Annotated in this window: 14 protein-coding genes; all 14 read left to right on the forward strand. The window is 55.0% G+C overall.

The annotated features are described in order from the left end of the window. Positions 1-3: 3 nt before the first annotated feature. The 14 genes from IEV46_RS00680 (at position 4) to IEV46_RS00745 (ending at position 17,310) form a co-directional block, all read left to right on the forward strand. Positions 4-222, forward strand: coding sequence for an acetyl-CoA carboxylase biotin carboxyl carrier protein subunit (locus tag IEV46_RS00680; protein ID WP_188428759.1), 219 nt, complete (start codon positions 4-6; stop codon positions 220-222). A gap of 216 nt (positions 223-438) precedes the next feature. Next, positions 439-1,356: a hydroxymethylglutaryl-CoA lyase gene (locus tag IEV46_RS00685; protein WP_188428761.1), complete on the forward strand. Its 918-nt coding sequence runs from the start codon at positions 439-441 to the stop codon at positions 1,354-1,356. Next, the gene (locus IEV46_RS00690) at positions 1,353-2,129 is read left to right on the forward strand and encodes an enoyl-CoA hydratase-related protein (protein ID WP_188428763.1); all 777 of its coding nucleotides are present in this window, start codon (positions 1,353-1,355) and stop codon (positions 2,127-2,129) included. Before IEV46_RS00685 ends, IEV46_RS00690 begins: the two co-directional genes overlap by 4 nt. A 21-nt stretch (positions 2,130-2,150) precedes the next feature. Next, positions 2,151-3,686 (forward strand): acyl-CoA carboxylase subunit beta, encoded by a 1,536-nt coding sequence (locus tag IEV46_RS00695; protein ID WP_188428765.1) that lies wholly within the window; start codon positions 2,151-2,153, stop codon positions 3,684-3,686. Positions 3,687-3,766: 80 nt separating this feature from the next. Continuing rightward, on the forward strand, positions 3,767-4,693 hold the full coding sequence (locus IEV46_RS00700) for a ketopantoate reductase family protein (RefSeq protein ID WP_188428767.1): 927 nt from the start codon (positions 3,767-3,769) through the stop codon (positions 4,691-4,693). Between the two features lie 26 nt (positions 4,694-4,719). Next, positions 4,720-6,114, forward strand: coding sequence for an MFS transporter (locus IEV46_RS00705; RefSeq protein ID WP_188428769.1), 1,395 nt, complete (start codon positions 4,720-4,722; stop codon positions 6,112-6,114). A gap of 78 nt (positions 6,115-6,192) precedes the next feature. Continuing rightward, entirely contained in the window at positions 6,193-7,818 is a 1,626-nt protein-coding gene (gene bshC, locus IEV46_RS00710; protein WP_188428771.1) for a bacillithiol biosynthesis cysteine-adding enzyme BshC, read from the forward strand. Positions 7,819-7,968: 150 nt separating this feature from the next. Beyond that, a complete protein-coding gene (locus IEV46_RS00715; RefSeq protein ID WP_188428774.1) occupies positions 7,969-9,222 on the forward strand; it encodes an adenosylhomocysteinase in 1,254 nt (417 codons plus the stop codon). A 130-nt stretch (positions 9,223-9,352) separates the two neighbouring features. Then, positions 9,353-9,790, forward strand: coding sequence for a division/cell wall cluster transcriptional repressor MraZ (gene mraZ, locus IEV46_RS00720; protein WP_188428776.1), 438 nt, complete (start codon positions 9,353-9,355; stop codon positions 9,788-9,790). A 23-nt stretch (positions 9,791-9,813) separates the two neighbouring features. Next, complete coding sequence (gene rsmH, locus IEV46_RS00725) at positions 9,814-10,767, forward strand: 16S rRNA (cytosine(1402)-N(4))-methyltransferase RsmH (protein ID WP_188428778.1); 954 nt, start codon at positions 9,814-9,816, stop codon at positions 10,765-10,767. Next, positions 10,764-11,165 carry a hypothetical protein gene (locus tag IEV46_RS00730; RefSeq protein ID WP_188428780.1) on the forward strand — a complete coding sequence of 134 codons (402 nt, stop codon included), beginning with the start codon at positions 10,764-10,766 and terminating at the stop codon, positions 11,163-11,165. Before rsmH ends, IEV46_RS00730 begins: the two co-directional genes overlap by 4 nt. A gap of 58 nt (positions 11,166-11,223) precedes the next feature. After that, positions 11,224-13,299 (forward strand): PASTA domain-containing penicillin-binding protein, encoded by a 2,076-nt coding sequence (locus IEV46_RS00735; protein ID WP_188428782.1) that lies wholly within the window; start codon positions 11,224-11,226, stop codon positions 13,297-13,299. Positions 13,300-13,656: 357 nt separating this feature from the next. Next, on the forward strand, positions 13,657-15,573 hold the full coding sequence (locus IEV46_RS00740) for a stage V sporulation protein D (protein WP_188428785.1): 1,917 nt from the start codon (positions 13,657-13,659) through the stop codon (positions 15,571-15,573). 258 nt (positions 15,574-15,831) lie between these two features. Further along, on the forward strand, positions 15,832-17,310 hold the full coding sequence (locus tag IEV46_RS00745) for a UDP-N-acetylmuramoyl-L-alanyl-D-glutamate--2,6-diaminopimelate ligase (protein ID WP_188428787.1): 1,479 nt from the start codon (positions 15,832-15,834) through the stop codon (positions 17,308-17,310). Positions 17,311-17,316: the final 6 nt, after the last annotated feature.

The raw sequence follows: 17,316 nt of genomic DNA on the forward strand, positions 1-17,316 counted from the left end.
ATGATGAAAACAGTGCAGGCAACGATGGCAGGAACCGTATTACAGGTGTTGGTGGCTGAGGGGGACCGGGTGGAAGCAGGACAGGATGTGGTGGTGCTGGAATCGATGAAGATGGAGGTGCCCGTGCAGGCGGAGGAAAGCGGGACAGTGAAATCAATCCAGGTGGAAGTCGGCGGTTTCGTCGGTGAAGGAGAGACTTTGATCGAACTGAGCGGGGAATAAAAGAGAGGATAATCCCGTCACAGGGAGGGATGGTTTGACATGGAGCGTTTTTAACTCAAAAACTTTGGCGCCGAAATGTGAAACCCAATCCCGACCCACTCGGAAAACATGATCACAGAGCTCTTGCAAGGTGTGTATGGCAATTCAAGTTTCCGTGATAAATGGACGGAGCCCTAAACCGACTAAGCCACACAAACGAAGAAAGGAGGACTGTCGATGAGGGAAGTGACACTCGTGGAAGTGGGTTTGCGGGACGGATTGCAAAATGAGTCCCGCATTTTATCCACTGCTGAGAAGAAACAGCTGGCCGAACGGCTGATCGCCGCCGGTGTGAAGGAGCTGGAAATCACTTCTTTTGTCCATCCCCGATGGATCCCCCAGTTATCTGACGCGGCAGAACTGGCCTCCTCCCTGCCGAACCGGCCCGATGTGCGATACCGGGCCTTGGTCCCCAATCGGAAGGGATTGGAAAGGGCGCTGGAGACACCAGTGGATGAATTTGCCGTTTTTCTTTCCGCCAGTGAGACTCACAACCGGAAGAATATCAACAAGTGCATCGAAGAGACTTATCCGGTGTTGGAAGAAGTGGTCCGGGAAGCCCTCTCCCATGGAAAACGGGTCCGCGGGTATGTCTCCACGGTCTTTGGCTGTCCCTATGAAGGTGAGGTGCCCGTGGCCAACACAGTGGAGATTTGTGAACGGCTGCTGAAAATGGGAGTATATGAAATCTCCCTCGGGGATACGATCGGGGTGGCCACCCCCCGTCAAGTGAAGGAAAAATTGAAAACCCTTGCAGGAGTGCTCCCGGTGGAGCGATTGGCGGGGCACTTCCATGATACCCGCGGCACTGCCTTGGTCAATGCCTATGTCAGTCTGGAGATGGGGATCACCACCCTGGACAGCGCCTTCGGTGGATTGGGGGGGTGTCCCTACGCTCCGGGTGCTGCCGGTAACGTAGCCACTGAAGATCTGGTTTATATGTTGGAACAAGAGGGCATCCGGACAGGGATCGATTTGGAAACTTTGTGTGCGGCCGGATTATTGGCGGAAAAACTGCTTGGACAACGGTTGCCATCCAAAGTGTTGCAAAGTATGGCAGCCCATTGTCAGGCGAAGGAGGAGAGCCGGGAGTGAGCCTGGTGGAATGGGAGCGGAAAGAGGGCATCTCCGTCTTGACGCTGAATCGACCGGAAGTGTTCAACGCGCTCAATTTGCCCGCCTTGGAACAATTGCGAGAGATTACGGAGGAATTGAGATATTCCAAGGCAACCCGCGTGGTGGTGGTGACCGGGGCGGGAAAAAAAGCATTCTGTGCCGGGGCGGATCTGAAAGAACGCCGGGAGTTCACAGAGGATCAGGTTCGACGCTATATCCACATGATCCGGGAAACTTTCCATGCCTTGGCCTCTCTTCCCAAACCGGTGATTGCCGCAATCAACGGTGTTGCCTTTGGTGGGGGGATGGAACTGGCTTTGGCCTGTGATCTCCGGATCGCCGATGAACATGCCGTCATGGGATTGACGGAGACCTCCCTGGGAATCATCCCCGGAGCGGGGGGAACTCAGCGACTGGCCCGCTTGATCGGAACGGCCCGGGCCAAGGAGTTGATCTTCACTGCGAAACGGATCAACGCCTGGGAAGCGGAAAAATTGAATCTGCTAAACCAGGTGGCGACTGGGGGAACAGTGATGGAGGCAGCGATGGAGACGGCAGCCCGAATCAATGAAAACGCGCCCTTGGCCCTGGCCCAAGCCAAATATGCCATCGATTACGGCTCGGAAACCGACCTGGCGACCGGTTTGGCAATGGAAACAAAGGCATACGAAGTATTGATACCTACCAAGGACCGCTTGGAAGGGCTTCAAGCGTTTAAGGAGAAAAGAAAGCCCGTCTATGTGGGCGAGTGAAGACCATGGGAGGGAGAAACCATGCGGGAGGAAATGATCCATCAACTCAAAGAACGGGTGGAACGGATCCGCAAAGGAGGAGCACCCAAATATCATGAAAAGCTGAAGGAACAAAACAAACTCTTCGTCAGAGAGCGACTGGAACTCCTGTTTGATGATAAATTTCAATTGGAGGATGGGCTGTTTGCCAACGGGTTGGAGGAAAGTCTTCCCGCTGATGGTGTGGTGACTGCCATCGGCAAGGTCAATGGGCAGACCGTCTGTGTTATGGCCAATGACTCCACGGTCAAGGCGGGTTCCTGGGGTGCACGGACCGTGGAGAAAATCATCCGGATCCAGGAGACGGCAGAGAAAATGCGAGTGCCATTGATCTATCTGGTTGATTCTGCGGGGGCCCGGATCACGGATCAGATTGAGATGTTTCCCGGAAGACGGGGAGCCGGACGTATTTTTTACAACCAAGTGAAACTGTCTGGTGTCATCCCGCAGGTCTGCATTCTGTTTGGGCCTTCCGCCGCCGGTGGGGCATATATCCCCGCTTTTTGCGATCTGGTGATCATGGTGGAGAACAACGCCAGTATGTATCTGGGTTCCCCGCGGATGGCAGAGATGGTGATCGGAGAGAAAGTCTCTTTGGAGGAGATGGGTGGAGCCCGGATGCATTGCACAGTCAGCGGTTGTGGGGATGTCCTAGCAGCGGATGAAGAAGAAGCGATCGCTTCCGCCCGTCGCTACCTTCAATTTTTCCCTGCTCATCACACGAAAAAGCCGGTCCGGATCGAAGGCAAAGCTCCGGCCCCTGACGCGAAAAAGATTTCTGAAATCGTTCCGGATCACCAGAACGCCCCCTTCGATATGTTGGAGTTGATCCGGTCTTTGGTGGATGAAGGCTCTTTCTTCGAGGTGAAGCAGCTCTTTGCCAAAGAATTGATCACCGGACTTGCCCGGCTGGAGGGCCGGGTGGTTGGAATCATCGCCAATCAATCCAAAGTGAAGGGCGGAGTTTTGTTCGTCGATTCCGCCGACAAGGCGGCCCGCTTTATCACCCTTTGTGATGCGTTCAACATCCCGCTTCTGTTCCTGGCGGATGTTCCCGGTTTCATGATTGGAACCCAGACGGAAAAGGCGGGTCTGATCCGTCACGGGGCCAAGATGATCGCCGCCATGTCGGAGGCGACAGTGCCCAAGCTGTCCGTCATCGTCCGGAAAGCATACGGTGCCGGCCTTTATGCCATGGCGGGTCCCGCTTTTGAGCCGGATTGCTGTTTGGCCTTGCCGACAGCCCAAATTGCCGTCATGGGACCGGAGGCCGCCGTCAATGCGGTTTACAACAACAAGATCGCTCAACTGGAAGGAGCGGAAAAGGTCCGGTTTGTACAGGAGAAACGGGCAGAATACCAACAAGATATCGATATTTACCGACTGGCCTCGGAACTGATCATCGACGGAATTGTGGCGCCGGATGACCTTCGCCGGGAACTGAGTGGACGATTGGAAGTCTATGCGGACAAAGAGATCACCTTCAGTCACCGTAAACATCCGGTCTATCCGGTTTGATAGCTGAAAGGAAAGCTTCGATTCCTCTCACACCAGGTGGGGGGAATCTGTTATTATATGGGGGATGGGAGGGTTGTGGGATGCGGGTCGCTGTTTGGGGGGCGGGTTCCCTGGGACTTCTGTGGGCCGATCGGTTGGCCGGACGGTTTTCGGAGACGGTTCTCATCACGAGAACCCGGACCCAACGTGATGAAATCAAGGTCCGGGGGATTCGGGTCACAGGGACCGACGGAGCTTGTCATCACAGGCAAATCCAGGTCGAGTGGGCAGGAAGTGAGGAGCTGCCCCGACTGGATGCTGTATTCATCACTGTGAAACAACGAATCCTCCCCCGGATCGCTCCCCGGTTGGCTGAGGTCTGTTCACCATCGGCTTCTCTGTTTTTATGGCAGAATGGTCTGGGCGGAGAGAAATTTTTCCTCCCATACTTTTTTCCCGGACAAATTTACCGTGCCGTGACCACGGAAGGGGCTTTGCGCAAGGGACCGACCCATGTTTGTCATACGGGGGGCGGGGAGAGCTGGGTCGGTCCCGCCTGTGGGGGAGATTTTTCGCCTGTGGTGGAGAGACTGATACAGGAGCTTTCCTCGGAGTCTGTCCGGATCTTTCCTGTTGCCGATCTGCGTCGGCGGGTGTGGGAGAAGCTGGCTGTCAACTGTGTGATCAACCCACTGACCGCCCTGTGGAAAGTTCCCAACGGGGCACTGCCGGAGCGGGAAGAGTTTTTTATCCGGATGGAGGAGATCCTGGAAGAGGTGGTCCGCGTGGCCGGGGCGGAAGGAATCCCTCTTTCCATGGCGGAGCTCAGAAAAAGAGTTCTTAGCGTCTGCCATCATACGGCGACCAATCGTTCCTCCATGCTCCAGGATCTGGACAGGGGAGTACCGACCGAGGTGGATTTCATCAATGGTGCTGTCGCGGAAACAGGGAGAAAGAGAGGGATCCCGACCCCGCACAATGAGCATCTGACCCGTCTGGTCCATCAGGCGGAGAGCGAAGTGGTTTGAGGATTCCGGTTGTGGAGGCGATTTCGGTGCCCTTTGGAAAGAAGCTATCTCTGGACTCTTATGTGATTGCGATTTTCCTCAGTGCGCTCGATTTCAGTATGATCGCCCCGTCATTGACAGTGATCGCCACAGACCTCGGCTTTCCGGTTCGGTGGGTGATCTGGGTGATTGCTCTCCACTTGGCGGTGTTCGTTCTCGCACTTCCCTTGATGGAGATGTGGGGGGCACGGGTGGGGCAGAGACGTTGGTTTGTCATCTCCCTCTCTCTCTTCGTCCTGGGCTCTCTCGTGGCGGGGGCGGGCAGCCATTGGTCGGTCCTGATCGGTGGTCGGGTGATTCAAGCCTTGGGTGCGGGAGGCATCGTCCCCCTGTTATCTGTGGAACTTCGTCGCCTGACCCAACTGAAAAAGCGTTTCTGGAGGGTTGCGATCCATTTGGGCCTGGGAGGATTGCTTATTTCGGTTCCCCTTTTCTCTTCCTGGGTTGCTTGGCAATTCAGCTGGCGATGGTTGTTTTGGTTCAATCTTCCTGCTGCCTTGGCGGTGTACATTCAGAGCTTTCGGTTTTCGCCCGGCGGGAGTTCCCGTATTCCACCCCAGCAAACAGCGGGTCTCTTTTATTTTGCAGGCATTCTTTTATCAGCAATGGTTTCCATCTCTGGTCTCGACCCATCCCTTGGGTGGGGAATGATGGCAGATTCTGACTTCCTGCCTTTTGCGATTCTCTCCGTCGGGTTGATTGTACCGTTGTTGATGGTGGAGCGCCAATCGGAGCATCCCTTCTTTCAACCCCGGCTGTTCAGAGATCTCCGATTGATCGGAATACAGGGAGTCACAGCGTTGGCGGGGTGTACTTGGGTGGCGGTGGTGTTGGTGCCGGGATGGATGGTGGAAATGTTTGGCCAACTCCGGGGAACCGGAGGGATGTTTCTCTCCATCGTTTCAGGTGCAGCATGGTTGACCCTTCCATTGGCTCGGTGGATCGCCGCCCGCTGGGGATACCAGGGAGCATTGGCGATCGGCTTTTTCGCCACTGCCTCCGCCTACTTCACTCTGGCTCTGGTAGAGGACCCGACCACATCAATCGTCCTGTTGGCGCTGTTGGGAGGAGGGCTCAGTTTGACCCTGACGGCTCCTGTTCACGAACTGCTGTTTGAAATACTTCCTCTCAGGCAAATCAAAAGCGGATTGATCGTGATTGCCATGTTTCGCACCGCAGGGGGTGCTCTGGGTCTGCTCCTGATCGGTCTGCCTTTCTTTGAAACCATGGATACTGCCCCTGATGGCCGCTTTGGGCTGCCCCTTTTTTGGAAGACGGGGTTTCAAATCGGATTGTTGACTGCAGCCGGGGTGGCGGTTCTCGGTTTTGTAATCTCTCTGTTGCTACCCCTTTCTGCAGGAAGCCGTGGTCAGGAGGAGTGATTTTCAGGGAGGGATCCTCCATGCTATACTGGGGAAGATTGAGCGGGAAAGTGGTTTCCATATGGAGGAAAAATCAAAATGAGAGTAGAGGATGTCTATCTGGAGCCGGACCATCCCCTTGTCATGGATTATCTGCATCTCTTTCATCATCTGGAACCTTTTTATGATTATAATCCCGGAGAGGATTCCGCCTTTGTCATGCGTGCGGAAAGATTGAATCGCCGGGAGACACCCGTATCCCGGGAGGATCTGGCCTCCGTGCTGGAGCAATATCACGCGGGGCTGGAACACCCGGCGGTACAGGCCAATTTGGATCGCCTGCGCCGACCAGACAGCTTGGTGGTGGTGGGTGGACAGCAAGCCGGTATCCTGACTGGTCCCCTTTACACGCTCTATAAGGGGATCACCCTGATCCAGTTGGCCCGGCGGGAGGAGAAGCGCCTGAATCGCCCGGTCATCCCGGTTTTTTGGATCGCCGGTGAAGATCATGACCTGGAGGAAGTGAACCACCTCCACCTGCTTTCCGGGGGAAATACCGAAAAAATCATTCTTCCTGTCGAGACGGGGGAGAAAATGCCTGTGTCAGAGGTTGTTCCCGGGAGAAAGCAGCTCGAAGGGTGGATCCGGGAGCTGGGGCGGCGGCTGCCTGATACTCCCCACAAGTCGGGTTTGTTGGATATGTTGCAAGAGATCACCCGGAATGAAGTCAGTCTTTCTCGGCACTTCGCCCGGTTGATGCACAGGTTGTTCGGCCGTTACGGTCTGTTGATGATCGACTCCGCCTTTCCCGCCCTCCGCCGTTTGGAAGTCCCTTTTTTCCAGTGGCTGATCCAACATAATGAAACCTTTGGTCAGGCGGTGTTGGATCAAGCTGCCCGCCTACAGGCGGAGGGTTATCCGGTTTCAGTCGATTTGGAGTCGGACAAGGCCCATCTCTTTCTGCTGGTGGACGGGCAGAGACAGGCGCTGTACCGAAGTCCGGGGGGGATGTTTTACACCCGGGACGGGGGGAGCCGGTTCAGTCGGGAGCAATTATTGGAGCAACTTTGGGAAAATCCCGCCCGGTTCAGCAACAATGTGTTGACCCGTCCCCTGATGCAGGAAATTCTTTTTCCCACCCTCGCCTTTGTGGCGGGGCCGGGGGAGATCAGCTATTGGGGGTTGCTCCGATCCGCTTTCCGGCAGGCGGGGCTGGAGATGCCGATTCTGTTTCCGCGTACCGGGATCACCCTGGTCAGCCGCAAGGCGGAGAAAGAGATGAGGCGGTTCCGACTCACTGTGGATGATGTGTTGCACCGTCTGCAGGAAAAGAAACAGCGATGGTTGGAAAGACAGGTTCACCTGGATGTAGAGGAGATCTTCTCTCAGGCGCAAACTCGGATGGATGCGATTTATCGGCCTTTGATCCGGGAGATTTCCTCCATTCGCCCAGATTTGGAAAGCTTGGGTGAAACCAATAGGGAAAAAATATTGGAACAGGTGGAATATCTGAAGAAGGAAACATGGAAGGCACTGAAGAAGAGGGAGGAGACCGATCTGCGCCGCTTCAGTGAACTGGAAGCGGAATTGCTCCCCAAAGGCCTGTTGCAGGAGCGGGTGCACAATTTTATTCCATGGTGGAATCACTTCGGGGAAGGTTGGCTGGAAGAGCTGGTCCGCTCTCCGTTGCTTTCGGTTCATACCCACCGGGTGGTCTACCTTTGAGACTCAACAGTGAATCTTAAAGGAATGTGAAAGGAACCATGAGGGGGAGGTCCTGGTTTTACGGGAGCGCCATCGGCACGCAAGTGAAACCTGATTGCGCCCCACCCAGGCAACTTCTCAGCGTATCTTCATTGCAAAAGGAGGATTCATATGAGTTTGATGAGTATTATACGGGACCGGAGTCTGGCCCCCCAAGGGCGTCTGAAGATGGATTGGGCCCGGCAGCATATGCCGGTGCTCAACCGGATCCGCAGGGAGTTTCTTGAAGAGCAGCCCCTGGCGGGACAACGGGTGGCGATCTCCTTGCACTTGGAGGCCAAAACAGCCTGTTTGGCGGAACTGCTCAAGGATGCCGGGGCCGAGGTGGCGATCACTGGCAGCAATCCTCTGTCCACCAAGGATGATGTGGCTGCAGCCTTGGCGGAATCCGGTGTGACCGTATTTGCCAAGTATGATCCGAGCCCGGAAGAATACAAAGAGCATCTGATGCTTACATTGGAAACCCGCCCCGACTTGATCATTGACGATGGTGGGGACTTGGTCAGCATTCTCCATGCTGAGCGGCCGGACCTCCTGGAACAGGTGAAGGGAGGATGTGAGGAGACGACAACGGGGATTTTGCGCCTGCGTGCCTTGGAAAAATCGGGAGAATTGAAATTCCCGATGCTGGCAGTTAATGATGCCTACTCCAAATTCCTTTTTGATAATCGGTACGGAACCGGCCAATCGGTTTGGGACGGGATCAATAAAGCCAGTAATCTGGTCGTAGCAGGGAAAACGGTGGTTGTGGTCGGCTATGGCTGGTGCGGCCGGGGTGTGGCCATGCGGGCCCAAGGACTGGGTGCCCGGGTGGTGGTGGCGGAAGTGGATCCGATCAAGGCGACGGAAGCACATATGGACGGTTTCACTCTCCTGCCGATGTCGGAAGCGGCCAAGGTGGGCGAGATCTTTGTTACGGTGACCGGGAACAAAAAAGTGATCACCGAAGAACATTTCTCTCTGATGAGAGACGGGGCCATATTGGCCAATGCCGGTCACTTCGACGTGGAAATCGACAAACCGGCCCTGGAGGAGTTGGCTGTAAGCAAGCAAACTGTGCGCAAGGATATCACCGAATACCGGTTGGCAGACGGCCGCCGGATTCACCTTCTCTGTGACGGCCGCCTGGTCAATCTGGTGGCCGGGGACGGCCATCCGGCGGAGATTATGGACATGACCTTTGCCCTGCAGACACTCTCTTTGATCTATGTCCTGGAAAACCACGACAAGATCGGGCCCCACGTCCTGGATGTCCCCTATCACATCGATGAGCAGGTGGCCATTTACAAGCTGGACTCTCTCGGGGTCCGTATTGACGACATGACCGGGGAACAGAAAGAGTATCTCAACAGTTGGAAGGTGTAATGCTTTTTCCACCAAAAGAATAAAATGTAAAAATCCTGCGCTCAGTGCAGGATTTTTTTGTTTGGCTGTGGTATAATTTACAATGTGGTGGAAAGTGGGGGGAAGTGGGGAGTAAGGGGGGGCAAGTGGTGTGTTCATGGGTGAATATCGTCACAGTGTGGACGATAAAGGGCGTCTGATCATCCCGTCCAAATTTCGGGAAGATCTGGGGGAGGCCTTTGTCATCACCCGTGGACTGGACCACTGCCTGTTTGTTTATCCCATGACGGAGTGGAAACAGCTGGAACAAAAACTGAAGTCACTCCCGTTCACAAAAGCTGACGCCCGTGCATTCACCCGTTTTTTCTTTTCGGGTGCGACAGTGGCGGAGTTGGACAAGCAGGGCCGGGTCAACCTTCCGGGAAACCTGCGGGAGTTTGCAAAGTTGGAAAAGGATTGTGTCGTGATTGGTGTTTCCAGCCGGGTGGAAATATGGAGTAAGGAAGCGTGGGCATCCTACTACGAGACTTCCCAGGATTCATTCAACGAAATTGCAGAAAAATTGGTGGACCTCGATTTGAATCTGTAGGTCGACGGAAAGGTTGAAGCCGTTTGTTCCGACATGAAACCGTGATGAGAGAAGAGGCAGTGGACGGGCTGTCGGTCCGTCCCGGCGGCATCTATGTCGATTGCACATTGGGTGGTGCCGGGCACAGTTTATTGATTGCGGATCGTTTGGGCAAAGAGGGGATACTGATCGGGTTGGACCAGGACGATCAGGCACTGCAAGCAGCCTCCGACCGATTAAAAGGTGCCGACTGTCAAGTTCACCTGATCAAGAGTAACTTTCGCCGATTGGAAGAAGTGTTAGGGCGATTGGGACTGGACCGGGTAGATGGAGTCCTTTTCGATCTCGGCGTCTCTTCCCCGCAGCTGGATCAAGGGAAGCGGGGATTCAGCTACCAGCATGATGCGCCCTTGGATATGCGGATGGACCCCGATGGAGGGTTAACCGCCCGTGATGTGGTGAACAATTGGTCGGAGGAGGAGATTGCACATATCCTGTTCCGTTACGGGGAGGAGAAGTTTTCCAGGAGGATCGCGCGCAAGATTGTGGAAACCCGCTCCCAACGTCCCATCGAAACGACCGGAGAGTTGGCTGCTGTGATCAAGGAGGGGATTCCGGCCCCGGCGAGACGGAAAGGTCCCCATCCTGCCCGCCGCAGTTTCCAGGCGATCCGGATTGCGGTCAACGATGAATTAAACGCTTTTGAAGAGGGATTGGAGCAGTCGGTCCGCTCTCTGAGTCCCAGAGGCCGGGTGAGTGTCATCACTTTTCACTCTCTGGAAGACCGGCTCTGCAAGCGTTTTTTTCAGGAAAAAGCGAGAGGCTGCATTTGCCCCCCGGATTTTCCCGTCTGCACGTGCGGGAAAACGCCGGAGCTCCGCATGATCACAAAGAAAGCCTTGCAACCTTCGGCGGCGGAAACCGGACGAAACCCCCGGGCGCGGTCGGCCAGGTTGCGCATTGCGCAAAAGTGTGAGGAGGGTCAAAGAGAGAGATGAGAGATTACCGGGGAAACACTTCGGTTGCATACCAGATGGAACCCCAACCGAAAAAGACGGCACAGACGAAAAGACTGTCGCAAACAGGGTTTCCAGCAGGTGAAAAGTTATTATATCTGGCCAGCCTAATTCTCTGTGTCGCTCTTGCTTCCGGGATCCTGTCCCGATACGCCGAGGCGGCTGAAATCAACCTGAAATTGCAGCAGGTGGAGCGTCGGGTCGCCGCTGTGGAAGAAGCGAACCAAGCATATCAGGAGAGGATCCATGCACTGAAAAGCGGGGAGCGGATACGCCGGTTTGCGGAAGAGAACGGAATGATCCGGATGGAAAAACAGTCTCCCGGCAAGATCCAAAGGGGAAAACAGAAAGCCCCGGTTCGCGGAGATGGACGAGGTTGACGCGATGAATCACGGAATGAAAAAAAGCAAAATGAGATCACTGCTGGTGGGGATGACGATGATTTTGATGCTGTCGGCAGTGATCTTTCGACTGTTTTGGATCCAGACCGTCAGTGCTTCCTTCCTCCGGGAACAAGCGCAAAAGACATGGGAAAAAAAAGAGGTGATCCAGCCGAACCGGGGCAGTATTTTAGACCGGACCGGGGAGGTCAGCTTTGCGGAAAGCGTGGATCAATATGTGATTGCGGCGGATCTCAGCCAGGTGAAAAACCCCCGGAAAACAGCCCGTGAGCTGGCAACGGTGATGAAAGGATTTTCCGAAGAGGAACTCTATCAACGTCTGACCAAGAAAGGTGTCAGGCAGGTGGAGTTAAAACGGAAGGGCAACTTCAAGGTTTCCCGGGAAATCAGGGATCGGATCATCGCTTTGGGATTGGATGGCATCTATCCGATCCAAACCACGGGCAGGCAATATCCCCAGGGAAAATTGGCCGCCCAGGTGTTGGGATTTCTTAATGTGGAAGGAACACCGGGAGGTGGATTGGAGCAACAGTACGATTCCATCCTGAAGGGTCATCCCGGAAAAATCCGCTTTGAAAAGGATGCGAAGGGAAACCCCGTCCCCAACTCCTCCAAGGATTACCAACCGCCGGACCACGGAAAAGACCTGGTTCTCACCTTGGATGCCGAGATCCAGTACACGGTGGAGAAGAACCTGGAGGAAATCATGGCTGGATACGGCGCCAAGGGGGCGACGGCGATCGTGGCCGATCCGAATAGTGGGGGAATTCTGGCGATGGCCTCCCGACCGACCTTCAACCCCAATGAGTTTGATCGGACTCTGGATGAAGACAACTCCATCAACCGGGGAGTGAGCACCCAGTATGAACCGGGCTCCACCTTTAAGATTGTCACATTGGCAGCCGCTGTTGAAGAGGGATTGTTCCAGTCGGAGGAACGCTTCCAATCGGGGAGTATCCAAGTGGCGGGACAGACGATCCGGGATTGGAACGACAGCGGTTGGGGAGAGATTTCCTATGCCCGGGGAATCCATCTTTCCAGCAATGTGGCATTTGTTCATCTAGGTGAGAAGCTGGGGGCAGATCGGTTGATACGTTATATCGACCGGTTTGGTTTCGGAAAAATCTCCGATGCTCACGGTCGAAAGACCGGACTCGACCTTCCGGGAGAAGAAGCGGGCTACTTCTTTGGCCACATTCCTCTCCATGAGACGGAATTGGCGACCACGGCCTTCGGTCAGGGGATCGCAGTCACCCCGATCCAGCAGGTGATGGCGGTGTCGGCCGTTGCCAACGGGGGGACTTTATATCGTCCTTACTTGGTGAAGGAGATCCGGGACCCCCAGACCGGCCAGCCGGTGAAAAAGCATAAACCTTACCCGGTCCGCCGGGAAGTGATCTCCAAGAAGACCGCTGGTACAGTGAGAGAACTGCTGCGGGGGGTGGTGACGAAGGGTACCGGCAGCCAGGCGGAAGTGGAAGGGTACCATGTGGCGGGGAAAACGGGTACCGCCCAGAAACCCAGGGAGGATGGAAGAGGTTATGCCCCGGGTAAATATATCGTCTCATTTATCGGATTTGCCCCGGCGGAAAATCCCAAGGTGGTGGTTTATGTCGCGGTGGATGAGCCTGCCCGTTCTGCACACGGAGGCACTGTGGCTGCCCCTGCTGCGGGTCGGATCATGAAAGAATCCCTCCGCCAACTGGGAGTTCCAAAAGCCAAGTCTTCCCGAACCTCTCAGGAAACTTCGCTGAAGCGGAGTGCGGCAGATTGGACGGATCGTCCGGTGGATCAGGTGAAAAAGGAATTGAAAGAGATCGGTGTAGGAATCAATATCCTCGGGAGCGGGGAGCGTGTGATTCATCAATATCCGGCGCCGGGAGAAAGCCTGTCCGGGGACACGGTCCTATTGCTGACGGAGTCTCCAAAGGCGGTGGAGATGCCAGACCTGACAGGACGACCTTTGAGGGAGGCACTGGAGTTGTGCCGACTGTTGGAGCTGAAACCCGAGACCCGCGGGGAAGGATTTGTGACCCGGCAGTCGATCCCTCCCGGCGATCCGATTATGGAACAGACTGAAATCCGGTTGGAACTGAAGCCGGACAGCGGATAAAACCCAAGGCCCTTCCACAGGGGAAGGGCCTTGGGTTTTACTTTTTCACGAGGGGGAGGTGGATTTAGGAGGAGCAATTTTTGCAATGGTTGACACACCGCAGTCGAGCGTCTTGATATGGAAGCCGGCAATTGTCGGGGTTTTTCACCGGCTGAAACTTCCCGATGATTTTTCAAAAGTGCATATTGTCACGGATTGATGAGGGAGATTTGTACTCCGTCGGATGTTGCACAAAGAACGGTTGCACGCCATGAAGCGAACTCATTCCATTCGACGGTCCGTTTTTGGGGGGTATAAACCTCCTCCCCATGAAATATGGTTGTCTTAAAGAACCTGTCTCATGGGAGGGGTGTCCCATTGCCTGTACCCGGCAATCTGGTTCGGAAACGGTTGTTTATCGCCCTGGTGGTGGGTCTTCTGTTGTTTGCCGGTTTGCTGACCCGTCTCGGTTATGTTCAGTTGGTTCAGGGTAAATGGTTGAATGAAAAAGCTCAGGATCTGTGGACGCGGGATATTCCCTTTGAAGGGAAGAGAGGGCGTATCCTGGATCGAAACGGTGAGGTACTCGCCTATAATGTCAGCTCCCCTTCAGTTCTCGCCATCCCGGCCCAGATCAAGGATCCTTCCATGACGGCCAGGGAATTGGCCCGGATCCTGGTGGCCCCGGAAGAGAAGATCTACCGGCAGATCACTAAAAAGGAACTGATCGTCCGCCTCAACCCTTACGGCCGGAAAATCAGCGAGGATCGTGCCCGAGCCATCCAAGACCTTCGACTTCCCGGGATCACCGTGGCCGAGGATAACAAACGCCATTATCCTTTGGGAAGTTTGGCCGCCCATGTTCTTGGTTTTGCCGGGATTGACAACCAAGGGTTGGCGGGTTTGGAGCTGGTCTATGACGAAAAGCTCCGGGGCACGAAGGGACGTGTCTCCTTCGGTGCCAACGCCAAAGGGGAAAAATTACCCGGCAGTGATGAGCGATACACACCTTCTGAAGACGGAATGGATTTGGTCCTCACTTTGGATAAGAGTGTACAGGCGATCATGGAGCGGGAAATGGACCAGGCCATGGCTCAGTATGAGCCGGACAACGTCTTGGCCATCGCCATGGATCCAAAAACCGGGGAGATTCTGGGCATGGGAAGCCGGCCCACCTTTGAACCGGCCAATTATCGCCATGCGGACCCCGAAGTGTACAACCGGAATCTCCCGATCTGGCGAACCTATGAGCCGGGTTCCACCTTTAAGATCATCACCCTGGCCGCCGCTCTTGAAGAGAATAAAGTCAATCTGAGAGAACGATTTCACGATCCGGGTTATATCAAGGTGGGGGGAGCGAGACTTCGCTGTTGGAAACATGGGGGACACGGATCCCAAACCTTTCTCGAAGTTGTGGAGAATTCCTGCAACCCGGGATTTGTCACTTTGGGGCAACGCCTCGGCAAGGAGAAGCTGTTCCAGTATATCCACAAATTCGGCTTTGGAGAGAAAACCGGGATTGATTTGAGTGGGGAAGCCAAGGGGATTCTGTTTAAACCGGAGAAAGTGGGGCCTGTGGAATTGGCCACTACCTCCTTTGGTCAGGGGGTTTCGGTAACCCCGATCCAACAGGTGACTGCGGTGGCGGCGGCGGTCAACGGGGGCAAGCTGATGGAACCCCGGTTGAACAAAGCATGGCAAGATCCGGAAAGCAAAGACGTGGTGAAAAAAACGGAACCCAAGGTGAAGCGCCGGGTGATTTCCGAGGAGACCTCGGCCCAGGTGAGGAGGGCTCTGGAGAGCGTGGTGGCTAAGGGAACCGGTCGCAGGGCCTTCATCGACGGATACCGGGTCGGGGGAAAGACCGGGACCGCCCAAAAAGTGGGCCCCGAAGGTCACTATCTTCGGAACAATCACATTGTCTCTTTTATTGGGGTGGCTCCCGCCGATGATCCGGAGATCGTGGTGTATGTGGCGGTCGACAATCCCAAGGGGATTCAGTTCGGAGGGGTGGTGGCGGCTCCGATCGTGCGAAACATCCTGCATGACAGCCTTCGTTATATGAAGGTGGAAAAACGGAAGAAACAGATTCCCCCTGAGACCACCCCCTTAACTGAAACCTACGTAAAAGTGCCTGATCTGATCGGAGAAGAGATTGCGGACCTTCGCAACAGTCTTTATGACACGCCTCTTCAAGTGAGCGGAAAAGGAAAAATGGTGATCAATCAGGCGCCCAAACCGGGAGAACGGGTGAAGAAGGGAACTCCCATCCGCATCTATCTGGGTGACAAATGAGCGCTGTCGGATTAAAATAAGGTAGAATAAACGGTTGTATGCCAGGAAAGCCCTGGCATTTCTCTTGTTTCACAAGGCATGACGGAAAACCCCGAGAAGCGTTGTGAAGAAGTCGTCACAGGAAGGGGTCGGTTTTTACATGGAGCGCTTTTGGCTCGTCAGAACTTTGGCGCCGGAATGTAACACCCAATCCCGCCCGACTCAGAATGCACGAAAACACAATGCTCTGACGGGGTGAACCGGTGAGGAGGGTCTTTGTTGAACCTGAAGACGCTGATCGATTCACTCGCGGTTGCACAGATCACCGGAAATACTGATCTCGAAATCACAGGTATGGAAGTGGATTCCCGGCGAGTCCGGCCGGGTGACCTATTTATCGCTTTGAAAGGATTCACCGTGGACGGGCACCGCTTCATCCGCCAGGCGGTGGAAAAAGGAGCTCGGGCCGTTGTTTTGGAAGAGGAGATGAAGGTGGGAGTGCCCAGTATCTGTGTGCGCGACACCCGCAGGGCCATGGCTGTTCTGGCAGATGTTTTTTATGGTCACCCCACACATGATCTGAACTTGATCGCGGTGACGGGAACCAACGGCAAGACCACCGTCACCCATCTGATCCGCAACATTCTCCTGGAATGCGGATATGAAACGGGTCTGATCGGCACCATCAACATGCAGATCGGGAATGAGACTTATCCGGTGAAGAACACGACGCCGGATGCAATCGACTTGCAACGGGGATTCCGCAAGATGGTGGATCATGGTTGCACTCATGCCGTCATCGAGGCTTCTTCCCACGCGTTGCATCTGGGGCGGACCCGGGGTTGTCAGTTTAAAACCGCTGTCTTCACCAATCTGACCCAGGATCATCTGGATTATCACGGCACGATGGATCACTACCGTGCCGCCAAAGGGATCCTCTTCGGTCAGCTGGGAAACGTCTATGCGGACAAGGCGGGGGATCAGTCACTGGCGGTATTGAACATCGATGATGAAGCGAGTGAGATGTATATGGAGTCCACCTCCGCTCAAGTGATTACATACGGAGTGGAACACCCGGCTGATGTCCGCGGGGAGAATATCCGCTTTTATTCCGGCGGAACTCGCTTCACGCTGAATACCTACCGGGGCAGCGTCGACATCGATATGAAGCTGATGGGAAAATTCAGCGTCTATAATGCTTTGGCGGCAGCGGCGGTCGCTTTGGGGGAAGGAATTTCCCCGGAGAAGATCGGCGAAGTTCTGTCCCGGGTCAAGGGAGTTCCAGGCCGTTTGGAGGCGGTGGATGCCGGTCAGCCCTTTCCTGTGCTGGTCGATTACGCTCATACCCCGGACAGTCTGGAAAATGTGTTGACCACGGTCCGTGGATTTACCAAGGGAAACATCATCTGCGTGGTGGGTTGCGGCGGGGACCGGGATCGGAGCAAACGGCCGCAAATGGCACGGATAGCCGCGGAAAACAGCAATCTTGTCCTCATCACCAGCGACAATCCCCGTACTGAGGATCCCCGTCGGATCATCGAAGACATGCTGGCCGGGGTGAAAGATTTTCCCGAAGACCGGATCCAAGTGACTCCGGATCGGGCGGAAGCGATCCGGTATGCCGTCCGGCACGCCCAAGCGGATGATGTGGTACTTATCGCCGGGAAAGGACACGAAACCTACCAGGAAATCAATGGAATCCGCCACGATTTTGATGATCGTAAAGTGGCGCGAACAGCCATCCTTGGCGAGGAATAGAGGTTA

The organism is Kroppenstedtia guangzhouensis, from assembly GCF_014637345.1.
Taxonomy (GTDB): Bacteria; Bacillota; Bacilli; order Thermoactinomycetales; family DSM-45169; genus Kroppenstedtia; species Kroppenstedtia guangzhouensis.